Raw genomic sequence first — 23,407 nt, forward strand, 5'->3', positions numbered from 1 at the left:
TCCTACCCCAGTGGCCGGGTTGCGAGCAAGCGCTTTCTCCCCCACCCTCGCGGGGATTACACCGGTCTGCGCCGGGAGAGTTCGGGTCGGACGCCGGCCGACTCCGCGTCAGACGCCGTCCAGCTCCGCGAGTTCGTCGGCGCCCAGTTCGAGGTCCGTCGCGGCCAGCGAGTCCAGGATCGTCTCGGGGCGGCTGGCGCCGGGAATGGGCACGACCACCGGCGACTTGGCGAGCAGCCAGGCCAGGCAGACGCGCTGCGGGCTCACCCCGCGGTCCTCGGCGATCCGGGCGAACGGCCCGAACGTGGAACCCAGTTCACCGGCCCGGGTGATACCGCCGAGCGGGCTCCAGGGCAGGAAGGCGAGACCGAGCTCGTCGCACAGCTCCAGCTCCGGCTCGCTGGAGCGGAAGGCCGGCGAGAACTGGTTCTGCACGGAGACCAGTCGGCCGCCGAGGATCTCGTTCGCCTGCCGGATCTGGTCGGGGTTCGCGTTCGAGATGCCCGCCATCCGGATCTTGCCCTCGTCCAGCAGGTCCCGTATCGCACCGACGGATTCCGCGTACGGCACCTTCGGGTCGGGCCGGTGGAACTGGTAGAGCCCGATGGCCTCCACGCCGAGCCGCCGCAGGGACGCCTCGCAGGCCTCCTTGATGTACTCGGGGCTGCCGTTGAGGGTCCAACTGCCGTCGCCGGGGCGCAGATGGCCGCCCTTGGTGGCGACCAGCACGTCACCGCCCCGGTCGTGGGAGGCGAGGGCCTTGGCGATGAGGGTCTCGTTGTGGCCGACCTCGTGGGCGTCCCGGTGGTAGGCGTCCGCGGTGTCGATCAGCGTGACGCCGGCGTCGAGCGCGGCGTGCACGGTGGCGAGGGAGCGCGCCTCGTCCGGGCGGCCCTCGATCGACATGGGCATTCCGCCCAGTCCGATGGCACTGACTTCGACATCACCGATGCGGCGGGTCTGCATGGGTTCTCTTTCCTCCGATGGACCTCCAGCGTCACCCCGCGGGTGGCCGGCGGTCCAATAGAGGAAAGAGAACGCATTCAGCAGCCGCACCACTGAATCGACGGCGCGTGCCGCGAGGCCGCCACGGCGCGCGGCTCTTGATCGGCAGGCAGGTTGCGCGCCCGGCCGGGAGGTGTGCGACGCTCGCTCTCGAACAGACGTCGTAACGTGCGGCGGAGTGGAAAGGCGACGGCATGCGCATCGGACTGCTCGGTACCGGCCCGTGGGCGGGGATGGCTCACGCCCCCGCCCTCCAGGAGCACCCCGGCCTGGACTTCGTCGGGGTGTGGGGCCGCCGGCCGGAGGCCGCCAAGGAACTGGCCGACCTTCACGGCACCCGCGCCTACGACGACGTCGACGCGCTGTTCGCCGACGTGGACGCGGTGGCCGTGGCGCTGCCGCCGGCCGTGCAGGCGGAGCTGGCGGCGCGCGCGGCGCGGGCCGGACTGCACCTGCTGCTGGACAAGCCGCTGGCCACGACGGTGGACCAGGGCCGGACCGTGGTCGAGGCCGTCCGGAAATCCGGCGTCGCCTCGGTCGTCTTCTTCACGAGCCGCTTCGTCCCCGAGACGGCGGCGTGGATCGCCGAACAGGCGGGCACCGGCGGCTGGTTCACGGCCCGGGCGCAGTGGATCGGCGATGTGTTCACCGGCGACAGTCCGTTCGCGACGCCCTGGCGGCGGGAGAAGGGCGCCCTGTGGGACGTCGGCCCGCACGCCCTGTCCGTGCTGCTGCCGATCCTGGGCGACACCCGGCGCGTGGCCGCCGCGGCGCCGGGGCCCGGGGACACCGTCCAGCTGGTCCTCGACCACGCGAGCGGCGCGTCGAGCACCCTCACCCTGAGCCTGACGGCACCGCCCGCCGCCACGGGGACCGACGTCGAACTTCGCGGCGAGGCGGGCGTGACCCGCTTCCCCGACAGCTCCGTCGGCCCGGTCGAGGCACTGGTCCGCGCCGCCGACGCCCTGATCGCCTCCGCCACCGACGGCCAACCGCACCCGTGCGACGCCGAGTTCGGCCTCCGGGTCACGGAGATCCTCACCGAGGCGGAGACCCTGCTGAACGCGAACGCGGGCTGACGACCCTCCGCCGACCGACAACGAGAGGCGGGGTCGGCCCGGTTGGGCACCGACCCCGCCCCCGTCTCCTCCAACTACCCTCGCGCTACCTCAAAGTTGATCCGCTCCCTCACCACGGGAAAACCGGCCTTGGCGAAGTTCGCGGCCATCGGGAAGTTGCCCCGGTCCGTCGCCGCCGTGACGAACTCCGCGCCCTGCTCGACCAGGAAGTGCGTGCACTCCGCCAGCAGGTCGTAGGCGTAGCCGCGGCCGCGCTGGTCCGGGAGCACGCCGATGAAGCCGACGGTCGGGCCGGACGGGTTGTGGGCAGGGATGTGGATGCCCGCCAGGTCGCCCTCCGGGGTGTGCGCCAGCTGCCACCACTCGCGGGGCGACGGGCACCAGTGGAAGAAGTCGAGCTCTTCCTGGGCGGCCCGGTCGAGGCCGCCCTCCTCGATGGCCTTGAGGGAGTGCGCGTCGAGGGTGACGGAGTGGATGCGGCGCAGCGCGTCGAAGAACACGGCGTCGTCCGGTTCGGCGCGGAAGACGAGCCGTCCGGGGCGCTCGGGAAGACCGTCCTGCGGGGTCCAGCGGTACAGGAAGCGTTCGACGAGGAGTTCGTACCCGGCCGCTCGTACGGCGGTGAAGCGGGCCTCGGCGGCGGCGCGCAGCCGTGGGTCCTCGCGCCAGGTGCCCGGCAGGTTCAGTTCGAGTTCGACGTGCCAGGGGGCCGTGCGCAGCAGCTCGGTGCCGGCCTCCTCCTCGCCCTCGGCCACGTCGAACCAGTTGACGTTGAGGGGCTCGGCGTCGTCGGGTCCGCCCCACCAGGCGGCGCGCGCGACGACGACGCCGTCGCGCAGGGCGACGCGCTTCCAGTCGGTGCGGTGGGTGGTCCGGCGGTGGGCCGCGCGGTTCTCCAGCGGGTCGGGCAGGGTGTCGAAGAGATGGGCGTCGCGCTCGTCGAGCGCGCGGATGACCAGATCGGTCATGGGTTCCTCCGGGATGCGTACTGCGTGGAGCGCTCCCGGGTCGGTCTCAGCCGAAGCACGCCGGGGCTACGGGGAGGGAGCGCTGGATAGGTGTCATCTGCACGGCACTCGCCTCCTTCCGTCGGGCCTCCTGGCGTGGTGATCACACGCTAGGCAACCGGTCGTGGACATGTCCACCCCTTTTCGCGGGCTCTCTTTTCCCGGGCTCCCTTTCCCGGGTTCTCTCCTCGCCGGCCTCCGATTCACAGGTTCTCTCTTCGCGGGTCGGCATGCGCGAGACGTCCCGGCGTAGGAGCGTGGTGGTGTGGGAAGAGTGGCCGTCCTGTCTCCGCGCCGGGACCAGGACCGGCGGACCTGGCTGCGCGGCGCGCCGCCGCCGCGCTGGGTGAGGGTGCTGCCGGTCGCCCTGATCACGGGCGTCTGCGCGGCCACGCTGGTGAGCGGCCACGCCCTGGACATCGGCTTCCTGCTCGGCGCGATCCCGCCGCTGGCCGTCCTGTCGTACGGTCCGCTCGCGACCGCGGTGCTCGGTGTCGTGGTGGTCGTGGTGCTCAACATCCCGGCCTTCCACTTCGACCACCCCGGCGAGACCGACCTGCTGACCATCTGTTTCGTCGCCGCGCTGAGCGTCTTCGTGTCGTACGTGCGCAGTCACCGCGACGCCCAGCTGGACCTCGAACGCACGGTCGCCGAGGCGGCGCAGCGTGCCGTCGTACCGCCGGTGCCGGAGCGGGTCGGCTCGGTCCACTGCACGGGCCTGTACCGGGCCGCCGAGCGCGGCACGCTGGTGGGCGGCGACTTCTTCGACGTACGCGAAGGACCGCACGGTGTACGGGCGGTCATGGGCGACGTGCGCGGGCACGGTCTGTCGGCGATCTCCACCGTCGCCTCGCTGCTGGGGGCGTTCCGGGAGGCGGCGCTGGACCGGCCGGACCTGGAGTCGGTCGCCGCCCGGCTCGACCGGCGGCTCGTGGTGGACTCGGCGGAGGCCCACTACTCCGAACTGTTCGCCACCGCCGTACTGCTGGAGTTCTCCCCCGACGCGTGCGAGGTGCGCATCGTGTCCTGCGGGCATCCGGCGCCCGTGCTGCTGCGGGGCCGGCGGGCCACCGAGATCGAGTTGGCGCCGTGGACGCCGCTCGGTCTCGGTCTGTCCGACGGCGCCCCGTCGGACGCGCTCACGCTCCGCCTGGAGCCCGGCGACAGTCTCTTCCTGGCCTCCGACGGCGTCAGCGAGACCCGGGACACTTCCGGCGCCTTCTATCCCCTGGCCGCCCGCCTCGCCGCCCTCGCCGACGAGGACCCGGTCGCGCTGGCCGACCGGGTGTGGGCGGATCTCGTACGGTACGCGCCGGCCGTTCTCGACGACGTGACGATGCTCGTGCTCACGCCCGGGAAACCGGACGCTCGCTGACCTGCGGCTCGGCGCCCTGCTCGTGGTCGCCCTCGGCGTCGATGTGCGGCAGCATCCGGTCCAGCCACCGGGGTGTCCACCACGCGTGCCGGCCCAGCAGGGTCATCACGGCCGGGACCATGAGCAGCCGTACGACGGTGGCGTCGATGAGCACGCTGACGGCCAGGCCCAGGCCGAGCATCTTGACCACGATGTTGTCGCTGACGATGAACGCGGCGAACACGCTCACCATGATCAGTGCCGCGCAGGTGATGACCCGCGCGGTGATCTCCAGCGCGTGCGCGACGGAGGCCTTGGCGTCGCCGGTGCGCAGCCACGCCTCGTGGACGCGGGAGAGCAGGAAGATCTCGTAGTCCATGCTCAGCCCGAAGATGATCGCGAACATCATCATCGGGACGTAGCTCTCGATGGGCACCTTGCCCTCGACGCCGAGCGCGGGGCCGCCCCAGCCCCACTGGAAGACGGCCACGACCACGCCGTAGGAGGCGGCGATGGACAGCACGTTGAGGACGGCCGCCTTGAACGCGACGAGCAGGCCGCGGAAGACGGCGAGGATGATCAGGAACGCCAGGGCGACCACCACGCCGATGATCAGGGGCAGCCGGCTCGCCACGATGTCGCGGAAGTCGACCTGCGCGGCCGTCGTGCCGGTGACGTATCCCTTGGCGTCCGTGCCGGAGACCGCGGCGGGCAGGGTGGTGTCGACCAGCCGGTTCGTCAGGTCCGTGGTGGAGGCGCTCTGCGGGGACTGCTTCGAGTAGACCGTGCCGATCAGGACGTCCCCGTCCTTGGTGGCGGTGAGCGGGGTGACGGTGGCGGCGCCGGCCACGCCGTTCAGGGTCTTCTGCGCCTGCGCGGAGAGGCCGGAGCGGTCGGCGGACGGTACGGAGGTCTGGTCGATGACGACGGTGAGCGGGCCGTTGGAGCCGGGACCGAACGCGTCGGTCATCAGGTCGTACGCCCGCCGGTCCGTGAAGGACGTGGGGTCGGCGCCGTCGCCGATGTGGCCGAGCTGGATCGAGAACACGGGAATGGCGAGGACGACGACCGCGGCGACGCCTGCGGCCAGGAACTGCCAGGGCCGCCGCTCCACGCGCTGGGCGTAGCGGTGCCAGGTGCCCTGCGGCTGCGAACCCGCCTCGGCGTCGGTCTCGGCGACCGGACGGCGTACCCGGTAGCGGTCGATGCGCTTGCCGATCAGCCCCAGCAGGGCCGGGACCAGGGTCAGCGCGCCGATGACCGCCGACACGACCGTGACGGCCGCGGCGAGGCCGAGTTTCCCGATGAAGCTCACTCCGGACGCGGACAGTCCCGCGAGGGCGATGATCACCGTGCAGCCGGAGACGAGCACGGCACGTCCGCTGGTGGCGGTGGCGTGCCCCGCCGAGTGCACCGGATCCGCGCCGTCGATGAGGTTCTGCCGGTGCCGGGTGATCAGGAAGAGGGCGTAGTCGATGCCGACGCCGAGGCCGATCATCGTAGCCAGGGTCGGCGAGACGGTGGCGAAGGTGAACGCGGCGGCCAGCAGACCGAGGCACGCGAGCCCGCCGATGGCGCTGATCAGCGCGGTCAGCAGCGGGATGCCGGCGGCGAGCACACTGCCGAAGCCGACCAGCAGGACGACGATCGCGACGGCGAAGCCGATCAGCTCGCTGACCCGGTCGTCGGCGACCGGACGCGCCAGCTCGCCGAGCGGTCCGCCGTACTCGACCTGCGCGCCCGCCGCCCGCAGCGGCTGCACGGCGTCGTCCACTCCGTGCAGGTAGTCGTCGCCCAGGGTGGAGGGCTGTACGTCGAAGCGGACGGTGACGTAGGCGGTCTTCCCGTCGGTGGAGAGGGGTCCGACCTTCGAGGTCTGGGCGGAGAGCGGGTTCTGGACGGACAGCACGTGCGGGAGTTTCTGCAGGTCGCCGACGGTGGTCGACAGCTGGGAGTTCAACGCGGTCAGGGACTGCTTGCCGTCGTGCAGGACGATCTGGCTGCTGTAGCCGCCGGCCGCGGGATCGTGCTTCTTCAGGACGTCCAGGCCGTCCTGGGACTGCACGCCGGAGAGGGAGAAGTTGTCGGAGTAGTCACCGCCGAAGGCCCGGTTGACGAACTGCAACGCCACCAGGGCGACCAGCCAGGCCACGATGACGATCACGAAGTGGCGGGCGCACCATTCGCCCAGCCGTCGTAGGCCCCCTCCCCTGACGGCGTTCCCCTGTCCCGCCCCGGTGCTTGCGGTGGGTGCCATGGCCTCGGTCTTCTCTGCCGGCCGATCCGTTCGTCATCCCATTAGACGCCCGCCCGGTCGCGGCGGCATCCCGGGCCGGACGGCCCTCCCGATCACACGGGACCACGGGGTGTGCGAGCGTTGAAGGGTGAGAGACGGACTCGATGACCCACACGGAGTCCGACGCAGCGATCCGGATCCACGAGGAGCACCGATCATGCCGACGTCACAGCCCGCCCCTTCAGAGCCGCCCGAGGACCTCGTCACCCCGGACGACCTGCTCCACACCCGCACCGGCACCGAGGTGTCGCCCGAGGACCTCGTCCTCGCCGCCGGCAAGGACGTCACCCCGCAGACCCTCGAATGGGCCCGGCGGAAGCTGGCGGCGGAGGGCCCGGCGGCCCTGGAGAAGCTACTGCCGTGAGGCGTCCGTCGTCCGTCCTGCCGGGTCCGGCCCGTCGTCCTCCACGCACAGCACCGGCACCCGCTGAACGAGGTTGACGGCGAAGCCACCGCGGTTCCAGGGCTGGTCCAGCGGCTGGGTGCGGCCTTCGGCGTCGGTCGCCCGCGCGCTCAGCACATGCTCGCCGGGGCTCGCGTCCCAGGTGAAGTGCCAGCGCCGCCATGCCCAGCGCCGCCCGTCGGCGGGCGCCAACTCGGCCCGCCGCCAGGTGTGTCCGGCGTCCGTGCTGACGTCGACGCCGGTCACCGGTGCCCGCCCCGACCAGGCGCGGCCCTCCAACGGCACCGTGCCCGGACGCACGACACGGGCGCGGGACATGAAGTCCGGGAATCCCGGCGGGACCAACAGGGCGCGGGGCGCGATCCGGGTGACCGGCTCGCCCTCGTCGCCGGCCTCCTGGCGCAGCCGGTAGGCGACCGTCTGCTGGAATCCGGTGAACGGCACGTCGGTGACGGCGATCTCGCGCAGCCACTTCACATGGGCCATGCCGTACCAGCCGGGCACGACCAGCCGCAGCGGGTGACCGTGCTGCGGGGGCAGCGGGCCGCCGTTCATCGCATACGCGACCAGCACCTCCGGCTCGGTTCCGGTGGCGACGTCGACCGACAGGGACCGCTGGTAGTCCTGTTCGACCCCGCGCTCCACGCCGTGGTCCGCGCCGGTGAACACGACGTCGACGGCGTCGGGTTCCACACCGGCCTCGGCCAGCAGCAGCCTGAGCGGTACGCCCGTCCACTCGGCGGTGCCGACCGCCTCGACGAGCCAGGGCTGGCTGACCGGGCGGGGTGTCAGCAGGGCCCGGCCGTTGCCCGCGCACTCCAGCGTCACGCGCGTGGTGACCGCGGGGTAGGCGCGCAGAGCGGCCAGGTCCAGCTCCAGCGGACGGCGGACGCGGCCCCCGACGGTCAGCCGCCAGGGCGGGTCCTCGGCGACGTAGGGGATGTCGTAGTGGGTCAGTACGTAGTGCAGGCCCGGCGGGGTGACGTCGTAGCGCAGCGCCTCCAGCGGCAGACCGTGGTTGCGGGTGGCGAGCGCCAGTTCGTCCCGGCCGATGCCCTCGTCGGGGGCGGCCAGCCGGGCGGGGGCACTCGCGTCGGCGAGTCGATGGCCCATGTCCGCATTATCACCCCTTGTCGTCCGCCGGGGCCGGTCGTGGGCGCGGAAGCGGTCACCGGCCGGAACTTGACGTCACTCCCGGGGACTTCGGACGGGCTCACGACAGGGCCGCTGCCCGTTCACCCTTTCGAAGAGGGCCTTCGGGCTGACAGACTCGGGTAGGTGCGCGACTTCGACATGCTCGTCATCGGATCAGGACCGGGTGGCCAGAAGGCCGCCATCGCCGCGGCCAAGCTAGGCCGCCGGGTCGCCGTCATCGACCGCCCCGACATGGTCGGCGGGGTCTCCATCCACACCGGCACCATTCCCTCCAAGACCCTGCGCGAGGCGGTGCTGTACCTGACCGGTCTCACCCAGCGCGACCTCTACGGGCAGAACTACCGGCTCAAGGAGGACATCACCATCGCCGACCTCACCACGCGCACCCAGCACGTGGTCAGCCGCGAGGTCGAGGTCATCCGCAACCAGCTCTCCCGCAACCACGTGGCGCTGTACGCCGGCACCGGCCACTTCGTCGATCCTCACACCGTCGCCCTGAGCGAAGTCAACGGCCAGGAACGGCTGTTGAGCGCGGACAACATCATCATCGCCACCGGCACCCGGCCGGCCCGCCCGGACAGAGTGGAGTTCGACGGGCAGACCATCATGGACTCCGACAACGTCCTGTCCGTGGAACGCGTCCCGCGCTCCATGGTCATCGTCGGCGCCGGGGTGATCGGCATGGAGTACGCCTCGATGTTCGCCGCGCTCGGCAGCAAGGTGACGGTGGTCGAGAAGCGCGCCGGGATGCTCGACATGTGCGACGTCGAGGTCATCGAGTCGCTCAAGTACCACCTGCGGGACCTCGCCGTGACCTTCCGGTTCGGCGAGACCGTCGCGGCCGTGGAGCGCCACGCGCGGGGCACGTTGACCGTCCTGGAGAGCGGCAAGAAGATCCCGGCCGACACGGTGATGTACTCGGCGGGCCGGCAGGGTCTCACCGACGACCTCGACCTCGTCAAGGCGGGCCTGTCCGCGGACAAGCGCGGCCGGATCACCGTCGACGAGCAGTACCGCACCGAGGTGCCGCACATCTACGCCGTCGGCGACGTCATCGGCTTCCCGGCGCTGGCCGCCACGTCGATGGAGCAGGGGCGGGCGGCGGCCTATCACGCCTGCGGGGAACCGGTCGGGCAGATGCAGAACCTCCAGCCGATCGGCATCTACACCATCCCCGAGATCAGCTTCGTGGGCCGCACCGAGGACCAACTCACCGAGGAGTGCGTGCCGTTCGAGGTCGGCATCTCCCGCTACCGGGAGCTGGCCCGCGGTCAGATCATCGGCGACTCGCACGGCATGCTGAAGCTGCTGGTCTCCCCCGTGGACCGCACGCTGCTCGGCGTGCACTGCTTCGGCACCGGGGCCACCGAGCTCATCCACATCGGCCAGGCCGTGATGGGCTGCGGCGGCACGGTCGACTACCTGGTCGACGCCGTCTTCAACTACCCGACGCTGGCGGAGTCCTACAAGGTGGCGGCTCTCGACGCGACGAACAAACTCCGGCAGATCGACCACATCGGCGACTGACCCGCCCGGGGCGGGCCGCCCTTCGGCCCGCCCCGCGCCAACTTCCCCCGCATCTACCCGCGTTGCGTTTCCGTGCTGCTGTCTGTTACCGCTCGGTCGATCCTGAACGCCCGACGCGTGGGGCTATCATCGCTCGCACACACGGTGTGACCCCCCTGCGACGCAACCGCCGAGCGGTACCCGCCACCCCACTTCACCGCCCCTGCCCCGAGGCCAACCCTCGCGGGTCCGGGGCGGTTTCACCCCCCACCTCCGCTACGCCGTCGGGGCCGGTCGACCTCGCGTCGTGCAAGACGGAAAGCAGCGCAACGATGAACAACAACAGGGGCAGAGGGCTTCAGCCCAATGCCCTCGGTACGTTCGACACCGTGGTGATGGCCATCGCGGGCAGCGCTCCGGCCTACTCGGTCGCCGCGAGCACCGCGGTCCTCGTCGGCGCCGTCGGTCTGGCCAGTCCGGCCGCGCTGCTGTACTGCGCCTTACCGATGATGGGCATCGCCCTGGCGTTCAGCTATCTCGGCCGTATCGACGTGAACGCGGGCGCCAGTTACTCCTGGGTGGGGCGCACCCTGCACCCTTTTCTCGGCTTCATCAGCGGCTGGGCGCTGGTCGTCTCGGCGACCATCTTCATGGTGGCCGGTTCGCTGCCCGCCGGTTCGATGACGCTCGCCCTGTTCGACGAGGGTCTCGCCGACGACACCGCGCTGGCCACGGTGGTCGGGGCCGTCTGGTTCGTCGCCATGCTGCTGGTGGTCCTCGGCGGTGCCCGGCTCACCGTCCGCGCGCAGTTGGCCATGTCCGGTGCCGAACTCGCCGTCCTGGCACTGTTCGCCGTGCTCGCCCTCTTCCACACGGGCCACGCCCACCCCTTCGACTGGTCATGGTTCGGCTTCGGCCACTTCGACGGAATGGCCGGCTTCGCCTCGGGCGCGCTGGTCGCCGCCTTCTACTACTGGGGCTGGGACGTCACCAGCAACCTCAGTGAGGAGACCCGCAACAGCCGTCGTACGACGGGACTCGCGGGCCTGATCGGCCTGGGCGTCGTCTTTCTGCTGTTCGAGGTGTTCACCATCGCGGTGAACGTCATCCTGTCCTCGAAGCAGATCGCAGACAACGAGGCGAACGTGCTGGGCGTGCTCGGCCAGGAGGTCTGGCCCGGCATCGGCGGCAAGCTGCTCGTCGTGGCCGTCATGCTGTCCACCATCGCCACGCTGGAGACGACGCTCATCCAGGTCACGCGCTCCCTGTTCGCGATGGGCCGCGACCGTACGATGCCGGCCGCCCTGGGCCGGGTGCACCCCCGCTGGAACACCCCGTGGGTGGCCATCACCGTGGTCGGCGGGGTGGCGCTCGCGATGTTCATCGCGGCCAACTCCCTCGGCTCGATGGGCGACATCCTCTCCGACGCGATCTCGGCGATCGGTCTACAGATCGCCGTGTACTACGGTCTCGCCGGACTCGCCGCGGTCGTCGCCTACCGCAAGACGCTGCTGCGGTCGGCGGGCGACTTCGTGCTCGGCGGGGTGTGGCCGCTGTTCGGCGCCCTGTTCATGTTCTGGATCTTCTTCGAGTCGCTGGGCGAGCTGGACACCGCGGCGATCGCGATCGGCATCGGCGGACTCGCCGTCGGCCTGGTCCCGATGCTCTGGTACTGGAGACGGGGCAGCGACTACTACCGGCCCGCCCGGCTCGACGCCACCCGCGCCATCGAGGCCGAGTACGTGCCCATCGGCTCCGCCCCGTTGGGCACCCGTGTCCACGAGGGTCTCTCCACGGACTTCTGAGGAGAACCCGATGGCACGCAACCGATTCGCCCCCGACTTCGATCCCGACTGCGGGGACACCGCCCTCAGTTCCGCCCGCCACGACATCGTCATCGGCCGCTGGCAGGGAGTGCGGGACCTGCTGCGTGCCACCGGCCCGGACTGGCTCGCCCGCGGCCACCGGGTGCGGACGCTCGCGCAGGCCTGCACCGGCAGTTCGACGGCGGAGTCCTGGCTGGCCGCCGAACCCTACAGCGCCGACGCCCTGTTGCTGCGGGCCGCGACGGAGACCGCGCGGGCGTTCAACCTGGCCATCACCGCCGGACGGGGCGTGCCGATCGACCACGAACGCGTCGACGCGGCGGTGACGGCGTGCCTTCAGGCGGCCGAGGCGTACCTGGACGATCCGACGCCGTGGATCTCCCTCATCTCCGTGTCCCGGCTCTACTCGGCCGGGGTCCGTCGGCAGGAACTGGCGCGCTGGTGGGACGAGTTGCACCAGCGCGACCCGTACAACGTGGAGGGCCACCTGCAGATACTCCACTACTACTCGGCCCGCTGGCACGGTACGCACGGCCTCATGTACGACTTCGCCCGCGACGCGGCCGGCGTGGCACCGCCGGGCTGCGGGCTGCCGGTGCTGGTGCAGTACGCGCGCGTGGAGGAGTACCGCTACGCCCTCGACACCGCCCAGGGCAACCGGGCCTCGGTGAGCCTCGGGCAGCACTGGGACAACGACGGGGCGGTGAACGACATACGCCGCACCTGGCAGCGCTGGATCATGGGCCGCCCGACGGGCGAGGACATCGAGCCCGGCGAGCTGCGCGACCTCAACTACCTGGCGCACGGCGCCTGCAACGCGGGCATCGAGGACATCGCTGTCGCGCTGCTGCGCATGGTGGGGCCGCGGGCGACCCGAACTCCCTGGTCGTACACGGGAGATCCGGAGCACCAGCTCGTCAAGTGGCGCAAGGACCTGCGGCTGCGCTCGTGAGACGTGGTCGCCGGGGTGTCGCTCCTCGACCCGCGATCGCCCTAGTCGGCGGACTGTTCCGCGGGCCGGGCCAGGCCCGCGGACCACTTCTCCTCGATGCGGCCGAACTTCCACACCAGCAGGGCGAGCACCCAGGTGGCGAAGAACAGGCCGACGATCACGAAGCCGATGATGTTCAGGTCGAGGCCGGCCACCCAGTCCCAGAAGAAGCCGTGCAGGTCGAGCTTCTCGGCGAGCAGGCCGAGGAGTTCGACGGTCCCGATGACGAGGGCGACGGCGACCGAGAGGCCGGTGATGGTGAGGTTGTAGTAGACCTTGCGGACCGGCTTGGAGAAGGCCCAGTCGTAGGCGAAGTTCATGAACGAGCCGTCGATGGTGTCGAGCAGCGACATGCCGGCCGCGAACAGCACCGGCAGACACAGGATCGCGTACCAGGGCAGTCCGGAGGCGGCGCCCGAGCCGGCCAGCACGAGCAGGGAGATCTCGGTGGCGGTGTCGAAGCCGAGGCCGAACAGCAGGCCCAGCGGGTACATCTGCCACGGCTTGGTGATCGACTTCATGACGCGGCCGAGCAGACGGTTCATGAACCCGCGGTTGTTCAGCTGCTCTTCGAGGGCGGCCTCGTCGAAGTGGCCCGAGCGCATCCGGCGGAAGACCTTCCAGATGCCCGCCAGGATCACGAGGTTGATGATCGCGATGACGTAGAGGAAGACGCCGGAGACGGTCGTGCCGATCAGGCCGGTGACGTCGTGGAGTTGCGAGTCGTCGTCGCGGACCGGGCCGGCCACGGCCTTCACGCCCAGGGAGAGCAGGAAGGCCAGGGCGAAGACGACGCTGGAGTGGCCGAGCGAGAACCAGAAGCCGACCGAAAGCGGCCGCTGTCCCTCGCCCATCAGCTTGCGGGTGGTGTTGTCGATCGCGGCGATGTGGTCCGCGTCGAAGGCGTGCCGCATGCCGAGCGTGTAGGCGGTCACGCCGATGCCGATGCCGAACGACTTGGTGCCGATGCTGTAGTGCTCGGGGGCGACGATCGCGATCAGCGTGAACCAGCCGATGATGTGCAGCGCCAGCACGAAGGCGGCCATCCCGCCGACCCTGATCCACTCCTGCCGCGTCATGGAGCCACGGACGCGGTGCCAGGCCGAGCGCTTGGCCTCGGCCGGGGCGGGGAGGGGCGGAGCGGAACCAGGGGCGGCCGTCATCGGGAGGGTCTTTCCGTCGGTGGAACGCGAATGGCCGCACAAGGCAGCCTTGTGCCATGCTCCCGTACTTGCAACTCATGTGCAGTAAAGGCCGAGGCAGGCCTTTCCCATGCGCGGGGAAAATGCGAGGCAGCCGCTGGTCAGGCCGTCGCGTTCGGTCCGTCCGGTCGGTCGCTCCGCTGGTCGACCATCTCGCGGCTGAGCTCCTCCGTCTCCGTCTCGGGCAGCCGCTCGAAGCCCTCCTCGGTGATCACCGACACCAGCGGGAAGATCCGGCGGTTGACGTCGGGCCCGCCGGTCGCCGAGTCGTCGTCCGCGGCGTCGTACAGCGCCTGAAGAGCGGCGAGGGCCGCCTCGCGTCGGGACATGCGCGGGTGGAAGAGCTTCTTCAGCGCACCCCTGGCGTACGGCGAGCCGGACCCCTCGGCGTGGAAGTCGGACTTCTCGTAGGGACCGCCGGTGACGTCGAAGCTGAAGATGCGGCCCCGTCCGCCGGCGGGGGCCGAGGGGTCGTAGCCGACCAGGAGCGGTACGACGGCGAGGCCCTGCATGGCCTGGCCGAGGTTCTGCCGGATCATGGCGGCGAGCCGGGTCGCCTTCGCGTTGAGGGTCATCGGGATGCCCTCGATCTTCTCGAAGTGCGTGAGCTCGACCTGGTAGAGCTTGATCATGTCGAGGGCGAGTCCGACGGTGCCGGCGAAGGCGACGGCCGTGTGGTCGTCGGCCGGGTGCACCTTCTCCAGGTCGCGCTGCGCGATGAGGTTGCCCATCGTGGCCCTGCGGTCGCCGGCGATCATCACGCCGTCGTGGTAGGCGAGGGCCAACACCGTGGTGCCGTGCGGGAACCGGCCGGGCGCGGCCCGCACGCCGGGCGGCAACTGCGGGCTCATGGGCAGCAGTCGGGGCCGGTGCGCGGCCAGGAACTCGGCGAACGACGAGCTCCCGGGGACGAAGAACTCCTCCCCTAAACGGCCTTCGGACTCACTGCCTGTCATCCAACTCCCCCTCCGCGCAGGGTCACCGGTCAATAACGGAGTCCTACCTGAAGCGGGCGTGCGCAAAACGCGGGGCCGCTCACAGCGCCTTGCGGCGGACGAGTACCCCGAGCACCACCAGTCCCGGCAGCAGCGGCAGCCACACGGTCAGCAGTCGGTAGCCGAGTACGACGGAGGCGGCAGCGGCGACCGGCGCCCCGGTGGCCGTGAGCGCGAAGGCCAGCGCCGCGTCGAGGGAGCCGAGCCCGCCCGGGGTGGGCAGCAGCGCCGCCGCACTGCTGGCGGCGAGGTAGAGCAGGGCCACGCGCGCCGGGGCCAGCGGCAGACCCACGGCCCGGGTGACGGCGATCAGGACGACGGAGTGCAGCGCGGCGAACGCCAGCGAACCACCCCACAGGGCGGCGGCCCGGTGCGGTCGCGCGTGTACGGCCCGGATGTCGGCGGCCACCGCCGCGAGGGCCCTGCGGCAACGCGGCCACAGCGGGCAGCCGACCAGGACGACCACCGCCGCGGCCAGGGCGGGTACGAGGGCCACGAGCCAGCCGGGGACGGGCGGCAGCCGCAGGACTCCGGGACAGGCCAGGGCGAGTGCGGCGATCAGGGCGCAGCGGACGGCGCCGGCCGCGGTCGTCTTGACGGCGAGGGCGGTGGCGGAGCGCCCGGCGGGCAGGCCGCAGCGCATGAGGAAGCGCAGGTTCACCGCGCCGGCGCCGAGTCCGGCGGGCAGCAGGTGGTTGGCGGCGGTGGCGGCGAACTGCGCGGCCACCAGCCGGCCACCGGGCAGCCGCTCCCGCACCGCGCCCTGCTGCGCCAGCGCCGCGCACGCCCAGGTGGCCGCGGCGGCACCGGCCCCGACCAGCAGCCAGCCCTCGTCGGCGACGGCCAGTCGGCCGGCTCCGGTGACGACCGCGGGCCAGTGCGGCAGGGCCGCGCAGGCGGCGCAGACCAGCAGGACGAGAGCGAGAACCGACTGCCAGTACACGCGTCGGCGGGCGGGTGCGACGAGGGCGGCGTGCGTGCTGTCGGCCATGCGCCCCTCCCTCCCCGCCTCAACAAGACACGGACAAATTAACCCGTATCCGGCATGGAGGCTTCATGGGGTACCGCCGGGCGGATGACCGGTCAGTCGTGCGGAAACGAGTGGTGCTCGTGGGCGACCACCCAGCGGCCGTCGTCCTTGCGCAGGCCCAGGGTGAGCCGCAGCCGCATGGTGGGGTGGTGCGCAAGTTCGTCGGGGGTGCCGCAGCGCAGCAGGGCATGGGCGTAGGCGACGTCGGTGTCCGCCGTGACGTCGAGGGTGTCGATCTCGAAGCAGGCACCCTGCGCCTGCCAGTCGAAGAACGGCGGCCAGGCCGCGCTGTAGGCGGCGAGCCCGTGCACCCCCTCGTACGGCGGTGGCACGTCGTACATGACGAGGTCCTCCGCGTGATCGGCGAGTACGCCGGCCAGGTCGCCGCGGTGGACCGCTTCGGCCCACCGGATGATCAGGGCACGGATCCGCGCCTCGTCGTCGGGCATGGCGGGCGCTCCTTTCCTCTACGAGGGGCGACTCCCCTCGCAGAGGCTCGCCACTCCCCGATGTGTTCGAGCAGTTCGATCTCTTCGAGTGTCACACCCGGCGCTGTGCCGCTGCCTTTCGACGATCTCCTCGTCCACGCCCGCGCCCTGCTCCCGGAGGACCGGCCCGGTCGTGCCGGACAGCGCGCTGCCCGCGCCGGAGATCAACTCGCGGCGCGGGCAGGCGGTCGAGGGGGCTCAGGCGCGCAGGCTCAGCTCCGGCTCGGCGTCGGCGTCGCCCGCCGGGTCGCCGATCACCGCGGTGAAGGCCTCGGCGCGGACGGTCAGGCCGTTGTCGCCGACCTCGAACGCGGGCGCGAACGGTCCTTCGCCGCCGTAGCGCACCGCGAACACATGCAGGTCCTCCGATGCTCCGGGGGCCGGTTCCGCCTCCAGGGCCGTGGAGGACACGAGGTGCCGCCAGCCCTCGTCCGGGTTCCCGTAGCCGCGCGGATCGGCGGCCAGCGCGAAGGCCGCCAGCTCCTGGGTCAGTTCCGCACGGGCGTCGAAGTGGTCGACGCCCTCCGACTCCGGGTGGGTCAGGCGCAGTTCACCGGCCGACGTCACCTTCGCCTCCGCAGTCCTGCGCACCCGGTCGCCGTCGTCCGCGGCGTAGGGCAGCCCTGCCAGCAGGTACGGGGTGCCGGGCAGGCGTTCCACGGCGACCACCGTCCACAGGGCCGTGCCGTCGGTGACGTACAGGGAGCGGACGTGCCGCAGGACGTGGTCGCGGCCGACGACGGGCTTGGTGACCAGCTTGGCCGTGAGCCCGTCGGCGCTCCGGTCCCGGACCCGTACCTCGCCCATCGGGCGGCAGAACAGGAAGCCGTCGAGGACCGGCCCGAAGCCGTGCTGCCGGTTGACGGCGGCGGGCAGGTAGTACGTGCCGTCGGCCTCGACCACCGAGGGCGTCATCTTGCTGTCGAAGGCCACCGACACGGTGCCGGCGCGGAGTTGATGGCGGACCGGCTTCGTCGACGGGGTGCGGTGCCAGCGTGTGGTGTCCTGGATCTGCCAGACCAGCATCCACGCGAAGTGGCCGTCCACTCCCCCGTCCGGCTTGACCGCGTGCCGGGCCCAGCGGCTGTCGCCCCGGTAACGGCCGATGTCCGCGCCGATGCGGCTGCCGAAGTAGCGCAGGCCGAGGACCGACTCGAAGGCGGAGTGCTGCTCGCTGTAGCGCGGACCGCCGTTGTCGAAGCCGCCGTTGGTGAGGCGTGCGTCGATGTAGCGGGCCAGGGCTTCGCCGTCCTCCGCGAAGACGTCCTGGCCGCTGACGATGTGGGCCTGGGCGAGGAAGGAGAGGGAGATCGGGCCGTAGTTGTTGTCGTAGGCGCCGCCGTGCTCGGGCGGGAGCAGGGCGCCGCGGTCGCTGACGCGGCGGGCGCGAATCTCGTCCGCGTACACGGCGAGCGCGCGTTCGCGCACCAACTTTCCCTTCTCAGAAGGGAGATGGCGGGCCAGCATCAGGCCGCCGACCACACAGCCGATGGCCTGGTTACCGGCCTCCTGCGGGTTGAAGACGGTCGCCTCGGTCAGCCAGCGCCAGTAGCCGTGCGCCAACTCGACCAGTGCGGTGCGTTGTTCGTCGTCGACGAGTCCGTCCGTCGCGTCCAGGATGTTGACCGCCTGGAGCAGCGCCCATGCCGTGCTCGGCCAGTCGCCGATGGGGTGGGCGCCCGTCTCCAGTACGTAACGGGCGTACGGCAGGCCGGAGTTGCGGACCCTCAGGTTCGGGTAGCCGGGGTTGTCCTCGGTGTAGACGCGCTCCTGGAGGTGGAAGGCGAGGCTGCGCCGTACCGCCTCCGGCAGTCGCGGGTCCTTGCCGCGCTGCCAGGCGAAGGCCAGCAGCGACGTGATCCCGAGCGAGGTGTCCCCGATGTCGTCGAGCGCGTCGGGGTGTTCGAGGTTGCCGTCCGGCGTGATGCGTCGCAGGGCCTGCTCGACGACGTCGGCGAGGACGGCGTCGTAGGCCTCCGGGGTGTCGGGGAGGTCGTGCAGCGGACCGCGCTGGTGGAGGAGGTGCACGGGTGGGTCAGCCCTTCATGCCTGAGGTGGCCATGGCGTGGGTCGTCGGGGTCAGGAGGCGGGTGCGGGGCGGCGGGCGCGCAGTGCGAGGGTCAGTGTCTGCGGGCCGTTTCCACCGATGTAGACGCGGTTCCCGGTCGTCGCGTCGGTGCCGCCCACCACCGTGTAGTCCTGGCCCGGGTCGTACCGTAGTACGTCGCCGCGGTCCGGCCCGGCGAGGGACTCGCCCGCCTCGACGTCGACCTCGACGCGGATCTCGTCGTCTCCGGCCCGGTAGGCCATCGGCCCGGTCGTCAGGCACCAGCGTCCGTCGTCGATCGGTACGGCGCCCTCCACAACTCCCCCTGGCCGGAAGGTCAGTTCGAGGGCCCAGGGCACCCGTGGTCCGCTGATGTCGATCCGCAGGTCTGCGCCGTCCTCCCGCAGATCCACCTCGATGCGGGTCGTCTGGGAGACCTCGTCCCGAGGCCGGTCCGCGAAGGCCATCGCGGCCGAGAAGCGTCCCTCGTCCGCCAGGCGGTAGGCGCCGTCGTCGCATCGCCAGTCCGGCGGGAGCGGTTGGTAGTAGGCGGCCGAGAGGGTCTCGGTGAGCCGGTACCGGTTGTCGGCCAGTTGGTGCATGCGGGCGGCACGGAACGGGCCGAGGTCGAAGAAGCCCCGGGAGAGGCGGACCGCGTCGAGAACGGCGTCGCCGGCGAACAGGCGCAGGAAGGTGGGGTTGCAGGCGAGGCCCGAGCGGATGCGCCGGTGTTCGGGCACGTCCGAGCCGCCGTACAGGACGCTGTGCGCGGTGGTGGAGACGCGTGAGGCGAGGCGGGCCGTGGTGAAGTACCGGTCGCGGGGCAGGGGTTCGGGCTCCGGTGTCGGCAGCGGGCGGCTCAGGTCGGGGGTGAGGAGGGTCTCGGCGAGCAGGTTGGGGTCGTCGATGCCGTCGGCCGCCGCCCACCGCGCCGCTCGGGCGAGGTCGCCCCGGCCGGTGCGGATCGCGAGCAGTCGGTAGTGCGCCAGGTAGGCCGCCAGCGGGTACGGATGCCTCTGGTCCTGCCGCCGCGAGTGGACGGTCTCCACCGTGCCGTCCGGCCTGATGAGGTCCAGGGTCGCGGTGAGGTTGCGTTCGACGGCGTCCCGCAGGTCGGCGCGGTCGAGGACGTCGGCCAGGAGCAGCAGCGACGGGTTGGACACGTGGGAGGCGTAGACGGCGCTCCGCTCCGAGTACAGGCCCTCCGCGTCGATGTCGACGCCCTCGGCGAGCCACTGTTCGACGCGGTCGAGGAGTCGGTCGTCCGGGAAGGACCGGTGCAGCCGGGCCAGCGCCGCGCTCAGTTCCCATCGGTGGTTCGGCGTGTGCACCCCGCCCGCCAAGAGGCTTTCGGCCGCCGCGCCGGCGATGTCCGCGAGGGCGGCGGCGGCCTTGCGCAGCTCCGGACCCGCGCCCTCGGCGAGGACGTGCGCGTCGCACACGTCGTTGACCGTGAACGCGGAGTCCGGGGGCGACTGCACGTTGTCGCCGCCGGCGAAGAGACCGGTGGCGGTCTGCGCGGCCCGGAGGGCGCCGAGGTGGGCCATCGTCGCAGCCACGGCCCGCCCGCTGCCGTGCAGGGCCGAGTCCGGGGAACGGTACGCCGCGATCAGGGTCTTCACCCGGCGCGCCAGAGCGCGATGGGTGACACCGGCGGGTTCCTCGTCGGGGCCGGCCGCCAGCGGGGCGGCCGACCGGTCTGCGGCGCCGGCCGCCGCGCGGACGAACTCGTGGTCGAACGGGGTGGGCACGGTCAGTCCTTCAGTCCGGCGTTGATGTCAGCGCTCATGACGTAACGCTGGAACACCAGGAAGACGAGGATCAGCGGGATCATGGAGATGACCGAACCGCCGAGCAGCACCGACCAGTTGATGTTCTGCGCCCCGACGAGGCTCTGGATGCCGATCTGCACGGTGAACTTGTTGGGGTCGTTCAGCATCAGCAGCGGCCAGATGTAGTCGTTCCAGCGCCACTGGAAGGACAGGATGGCGAGGGTCAGCATGATCGGCCGGGAGATCGGCACCATGATCCGCAGGAAGATCGACAGTTCGCGTGCGCCGTCGATGCGGGCGGCCTCGACGAGTTCGTCGGGGACCGTCAGGAAGAACTGGCGGAACATGAAGCAGCCGGTCGCGGTGAGCACGGCCGGGAGGATGATGCCGGCGAACGAGTTGTAGAGGCCGAGGTCGCGGACGACCAGGAACTCCGGGGCGAGCATGACCTCGGACGGCAGCATCGTGGTGGCCAGGATGCAGATGAAGAAGAACTTCAGCCACTTGTTGTTGTACTTGGCCAGCGCGTACCCGGTGCAGCAGCTGACTCCCACGGTGAGGATTGTCGTGATCACGCACACAAGGGCCGTGTTGATGAAGTACTGGGAGAAGTTGGCGCTGTCCCAGGCCGCCTTGTAGCCCGACAGGGTGGGGTTGTGCGGAAGCACGGTCAGCGGAAGGGAGAACAGGTCGCCGGCCGGCTTGAAGGAGCTGAGGACGAACCACAGCACCGGCAGTCCGTAGAGGGCCGCCAGGATCCACAGCAGTGTCGTCGCGGGCACCGCCTGACGGAGGCCACCACTGCGCGCACCGCGGGACCGCTTCTTGGCGGCGGTCCGCCTGGGACCGGCGTCGACCGGACGCGGCGTGTCTGTGGTTGTCATCGGTTCTCCATCCGCCGGTTGGCGATCAGCTGGATGATCGCGACGGCCATCAGGATGAGCATGAGCACGAAGGACGCAGCGCTCGCGTAGCCGATCTGGCCCCGGTTGAATCCGGTCTGATAGATGTACTGGACCAGCAGGTTGTTCGACGTGCCGGGTCCGCCGTTGTTGAGGGAGACGAACAGCGGGTATTCCTTCATCGCGTTGATCGTGTTGAGCAGGATCACGATGAACGAGGTGGGCGCGATGCTCGGCAGCGTGATGCTGATGAACTGGCGCCAGGGACCGGCGCCGTCGAGCGAGGCCGCCTCGTAGTACGAGGTGGGCACGTTCTTGATCGCCGCGATGAACAGCAGCATCGAGAAGGCCGTTCCCCACCAGGCGCCGGCCATCACGACCACGCCCAGCGACAGGTCCGCGTTCGACTGCCACGCGATCGCGTTCCCGCCGAACTTCTCGATGACGTAGTTGATCAGTCCGAAGTTCTCACCGAACAGCCACCGCCACAGGACACCCACGACGATCGGCGAGATGAGCCACGGGATGAAGAAGAGGACACGGGCGACCGACGCGCCCTTGGCCTGCTTGCTCACCACCAGGTTGGCGATGAGGAGCGAGAGCACGAAGTTCAGCGGGACGACGAGCACGGTGTACAGGAGCGTCCGGAACAGCGCGTCGTAGAAGGTGGAGTCCCCGAACAGGTTCTGGTAGTTGTCCAGTCCGATGAACTGGAACGCCCCCACGCCTGTGTAGTTGGTGAAGGAGTAGACGAGCCCGATCACCGCCGGCCACACGAAGAACAGTGCGAAGAGCACGACGTTGGCCGCGATGAGGACGAGCGGCGCGACGGTGTAGGTGCTGCGTCGCCTGGGCGGGCTCCCGGACACGTCCGAGGCGCGTTTTGTCATCTTCCTGACTCCGTGCTGGTGGATTGGATTGCTGTGGGCTCACGCCGTGAGCCCGGCATCGTGCGGTCGCCCGGGGCCGGGCGGCGGTCTCTGGATCCCGCCGCCCGGCGCCGGCCCACGATCAGCCGCCGACCGCCGTGTTGTAGCCGTCCACGATGTTCTGAAGGGCCTTGTCGGCCGACTGCTGGCCGTTGATCGCCTTGCCGAGTTCCGTCTTGGTCGGGTCCTCGGTGAGGCTCTTGCCCTTCAGCACCCAGTTCGTCTGCGCGCTGTTGAAGTAGCCCGAGATCGGGGCGTAGAGCGGGATCTCCTCGTTGTAGAGCTTGAACGCCGCCTGTGCCGCGTCGGAGGTGAAGGGGTACTTCGGGTTCAGTCCGCTCTCGACCGGGAGGAACCCGGAGGCCTGGACCAGCTCGGTGTAGTTCTTCGGCTCGTACACCCAGGACATGAACTTCTCGGCGGCGGTGGCCGCGGCCCCGTTGTTGTTGAAGCCCACCATCAGGCCGCCGCTGTTGACGTCACTGGCCTGCACCGGCTGGGCCGGGGTCGGGACGCTCGCCCAGTCGAACTTCTTGATGCTCTCGGCGAAGGCGGCCACCTGCCACACGCCGGACCAGTAGGCGACCACGTCACCGCTCTGGAACATGGCCGACGGGTCGGCGCCGCTGGTCCACACCGACTTCGGCATGACCTTGTCGTCGTTCCAGCCGACGAAGGTGTTCACGGCCTTCTTGGTGGCGGCGTCCACCGAGAACTTGCCGGAGGAGTCCGCGTGGACGTACTTCCCGCCCATCTCGTAGACCATGGCGCGCAGCCGGGACGGCGACTGGTCGAACGTCAGGGAGTACTTGGCGCCGGTCTTCTCGCGGACCTTGTTGGCGGCCGCGATGAACTCGGTCCAGGTCCAGGTCTTCTCGGGCGAGGCCGGGACGGAGACGCCGGCCTTCTCGAACAGCGACTTGTTGATGAACAGCCCGGACGCGGTGATGTCCGAGGGAATGGCCAGCACCTTCCCGGACGAGTCCTTGGCGATGAAGTTCTGGTTGATCTTGTTGGTCTTGTTGTCGGAGATGGACTTGAGGTCGATCAGCTTGCTCGACCAGATCGGGTCCAGCGCCGGCACGGCCGCCACGTCCGGCAGGGAGTTGGCCTGCGCGGCGTTGTGCAGCTTCGTGGTGTAGCCGTCGTAGGGGACGTTCACGAGCTTGACGCTGACGCCCTGCTCCTTCTTGTACTGCGCCACCAGCTTCTTCCAGCCCGCGTCCTGCCCCGGAACCGTGGAGATCCAGAACGTCAGCGACTTGGAGGTCCCGCCCGAGCCGGACCCTCCGCCGCAGGCGGAGAGCAGCAGGGCTCCTGCCGCGGTGGCGGCAGCGAGAGGAACCAGGCGGCGCATGCCGCCGCGGCCGAGTCGGCGAGAGCGCCGCACACCCACAGTGGTCATCTTCGATCCCATTTC

General features: G+C 70.7%; 19 protein-coding genes. 6 read left to right on the top strand and 13 right to left on the bottom strand.

What is annotated here, in order from left to right; translation table 11 throughout:
• Positions 1-108: 108 nt before the first annotated feature.
• On the bottom strand, positions 109-966 hold the full coding sequence (locus ACIP6U_RS12150) for an aldo/keto reductase (protein ID WP_401715423.1): 858 nt from the start codon (positions 964-966) through the stop codon (positions 109-111).
• Between the two features lie 233 nt (positions 967-1,199).
• On the opposite strand from ACIP6U_RS12150, the gene ACIP6U_RS12155 reads away from it, so the two are divergent.
• Positions 1,200-2,084 (top strand): Gfo/Idh/MocA family protein, encoded by an 885-nt coding sequence (locus ACIP6U_RS12155; RefSeq protein WP_401715425.1) that lies wholly within the window; start codon positions 1,200-1,202, stop codon positions 2,082-2,084.
• A gap of 74 nt (positions 2,085-2,158) precedes the next feature.
• Here the strand turns inward: ACIP6U_RS12155 and ACIP6U_RS12160 are convergent, their stop codons facing one another.
• Positions 2,159-3,052 carry a GNAT family N-acetyltransferase gene (locus tag ACIP6U_RS12160; RefSeq protein ID WP_401715426.1) on the bottom strand — a complete coding sequence of 298 codons (894 nt, stop codon included), beginning with the start codon at positions 3,050-3,052 and terminating at the stop codon, positions 2,159-2,161.
• 304 nt (positions 3,053-3,356) lie between these two features.
• On the opposite strand from ACIP6U_RS12160, the gene ACIP6U_RS12165 reads away from it, so the two are divergent.
• Complete coding sequence (locus ACIP6U_RS12165) at positions 3,357-4,466, top strand: PP2C family protein-serine/threonine phosphatase (RefSeq protein ID WP_401715428.1); 1,110 nt, start codon at positions 3,357-3,359, stop codon at positions 4,464-4,466.
• On the opposite strand, the gene ACIP6U_RS12170 is transcribed toward ACIP6U_RS12165, so the two are convergent.
• Positions 4,438-6,702, bottom strand: coding sequence for an MMPL family transporter (locus ACIP6U_RS12170; protein WP_401715430.1), 2,265 nt, complete (start codon positions 6,700-6,702; stop codon positions 4,438-4,440). The genes ACIP6U_RS12165 and ACIP6U_RS12170 overlap by 29 nt on opposite strands.
• Before the next feature lie 196 nt (positions 6,703-6,898).
• On the opposite strand from ACIP6U_RS12170, the gene ACIP6U_RS12175 reads away from it, so the two are divergent.
• Positions 6,899-7,105, top strand: a complete 207-nt coding sequence (locus ACIP6U_RS12175; protein ID WP_401715432.1) for a hypothetical protein — start codon at positions 6,899-6,901, stop codon at positions 7,103-7,105.
• On the opposite strand, the gene ACIP6U_RS12180 is transcribed toward ACIP6U_RS12175, so the two are convergent.
• On the bottom strand, positions 7,094-8,257 hold the full coding sequence (locus ACIP6U_RS12180) for a sulfite oxidase (RefSeq protein ID WP_401715433.1): 1,164 nt from the start codon (positions 8,255-8,257) through the stop codon (positions 7,094-7,096). The two genes, ACIP6U_RS12175 and ACIP6U_RS12180, sit on opposite strands and share 12 nt — an antisense overlap.
• Positions 8,258-8,422: 165 nt before the next feature.
• On the opposite strand from ACIP6U_RS12180, the gene sthA reads away from it, so the two are divergent.
• The 3 genes from sthA (at position 8,423) to ACIP6U_RS12195 (ending at position 12,583) form a co-directional block, all read left to right on the top strand.
• On the top strand, positions 8,423-9,826 hold the full coding sequence (gene sthA, locus ACIP6U_RS12185; RefSeq protein ID WP_401715435.1) for a Si-specific NAD(P)(+) transhydrogenase: 1,404 nt from the start codon (positions 8,423-8,425) through the stop codon (positions 9,824-9,826).
• Positions 9,827-10,137: 311 nt separating this feature from the next.
• Positions 10,138-11,610 (top strand): APC family permease, encoded by a 1,473-nt coding sequence (locus tag ACIP6U_RS12190; protein ID WP_401715436.1) that lies wholly within the window; start codon positions 10,138-10,140, stop codon positions 11,608-11,610.
• Between the two features lie 10 nt (positions 11,611-11,620).
• A complete protein-coding gene (locus tag ACIP6U_RS12195) occupies positions 11,621-12,583 on the top strand; it encodes a hypothetical protein (protein WP_401715438.1) in 963 nt (320 codons plus the stop codon).
• Positions 12,584-12,624: 41 nt separating this feature from the next.
• Here ACIP6U_RS12195 and ACIP6U_RS12200 read toward each other — a convergent pair whose 3' ends face one another.
• From ACIP6U_RS12200 to ACIP6U_RS12240, 9 genes are all read right to left on the bottom strand, one after another.
• Entirely contained in the window at positions 12,625-13,785 is a 1,161-nt protein-coding gene (locus tag ACIP6U_RS12200) for a HoxN/HupN/NixA family nickel/cobalt transporter (RefSeq protein WP_401715439.1), read from the bottom strand.
• 140 nt (positions 13,786-13,925) lie between these two features.
• Positions 13,926-14,780 (bottom strand): proteasome subunit beta, encoded by an 855-nt coding sequence (gene prcB, locus ACIP6U_RS12205; RefSeq protein ID WP_401715441.1) that lies wholly within the window; start codon positions 14,778-14,780, stop codon positions 13,926-13,928.
• Between the two features lie 79 nt (positions 14,781-14,859).
• A complete protein-coding gene (locus ACIP6U_RS12210) occupies positions 14,860-15,810 on the bottom strand; it encodes a lysylphosphatidylglycerol synthase domain-containing protein (protein WP_401715442.1) in 951 nt (316 codons plus the stop codon).
• Between the two features lie 92 nt (positions 15,811-15,902).
• Complete coding sequence (locus ACIP6U_RS12215) at positions 15,903-16,298, bottom strand: YybH family protein (protein WP_401715444.1); 396 nt, start codon at positions 16,296-16,298, stop codon at positions 15,903-15,905.
• Positions 16,299-16,535: 237 nt separating this feature from the next.
• Positions 16,536-18,365 (bottom strand): hypothetical protein, encoded by a 1,830-nt coding sequence (locus ACIP6U_RS12220; RefSeq protein ID WP_401715446.1) that lies wholly within the window; start codon positions 18,363-18,365, stop codon positions 16,536-16,538.
• A gap of 51 nt (positions 18,366-18,416) precedes the next feature.
• The gene (locus tag ACIP6U_RS12225; protein WP_401715447.1) at positions 18,417-20,135 is read right to left on the bottom strand and encodes a hypothetical protein; all 1,719 of its coding nucleotides are present in this window, start codon (positions 20,133-20,135) and stop codon (positions 18,417-18,419) included.
• A 2-nt stretch (positions 20,136-20,137) separates the two neighbouring features.
• Entirely contained in the window at positions 20,138-21,040 is a 903-nt protein-coding gene (locus ACIP6U_RS12230; RefSeq protein WP_401715449.1) for a carbohydrate ABC transporter permease, read from the bottom strand.
• Positions 21,037-21,948, bottom strand: coding sequence for a carbohydrate ABC transporter permease (locus ACIP6U_RS12235; protein ID WP_401715450.1), 912 nt, complete (start codon positions 21,946-21,948; stop codon positions 21,037-21,039). The genes ACIP6U_RS12230 and ACIP6U_RS12235 overlap by 4 nt, the downstream gene beginning before the upstream one ends.
• 121 nt (positions 21,949-22,069) lie before the next feature.
• Positions 22,070-23,392: an extracellular solute-binding protein gene (locus ACIP6U_RS12240; protein WP_401715451.1), complete on the bottom strand. Its 1,323-nt coding sequence runs from the start codon at positions 23,390-23,392 to the stop codon at positions 22,070-22,072.
• Positions 23,393-23,407 lie beyond the last annotated feature (15 nt).

The sequence above is a fragment of the Streptomyces sp. NPDC088794 genome, assembly GCF_044750545.1.
GTDB lineage: Bacteria > Actinomycetota > Actinomycetes > Streptomycetales > Streptomycetaceae > Streptomyces.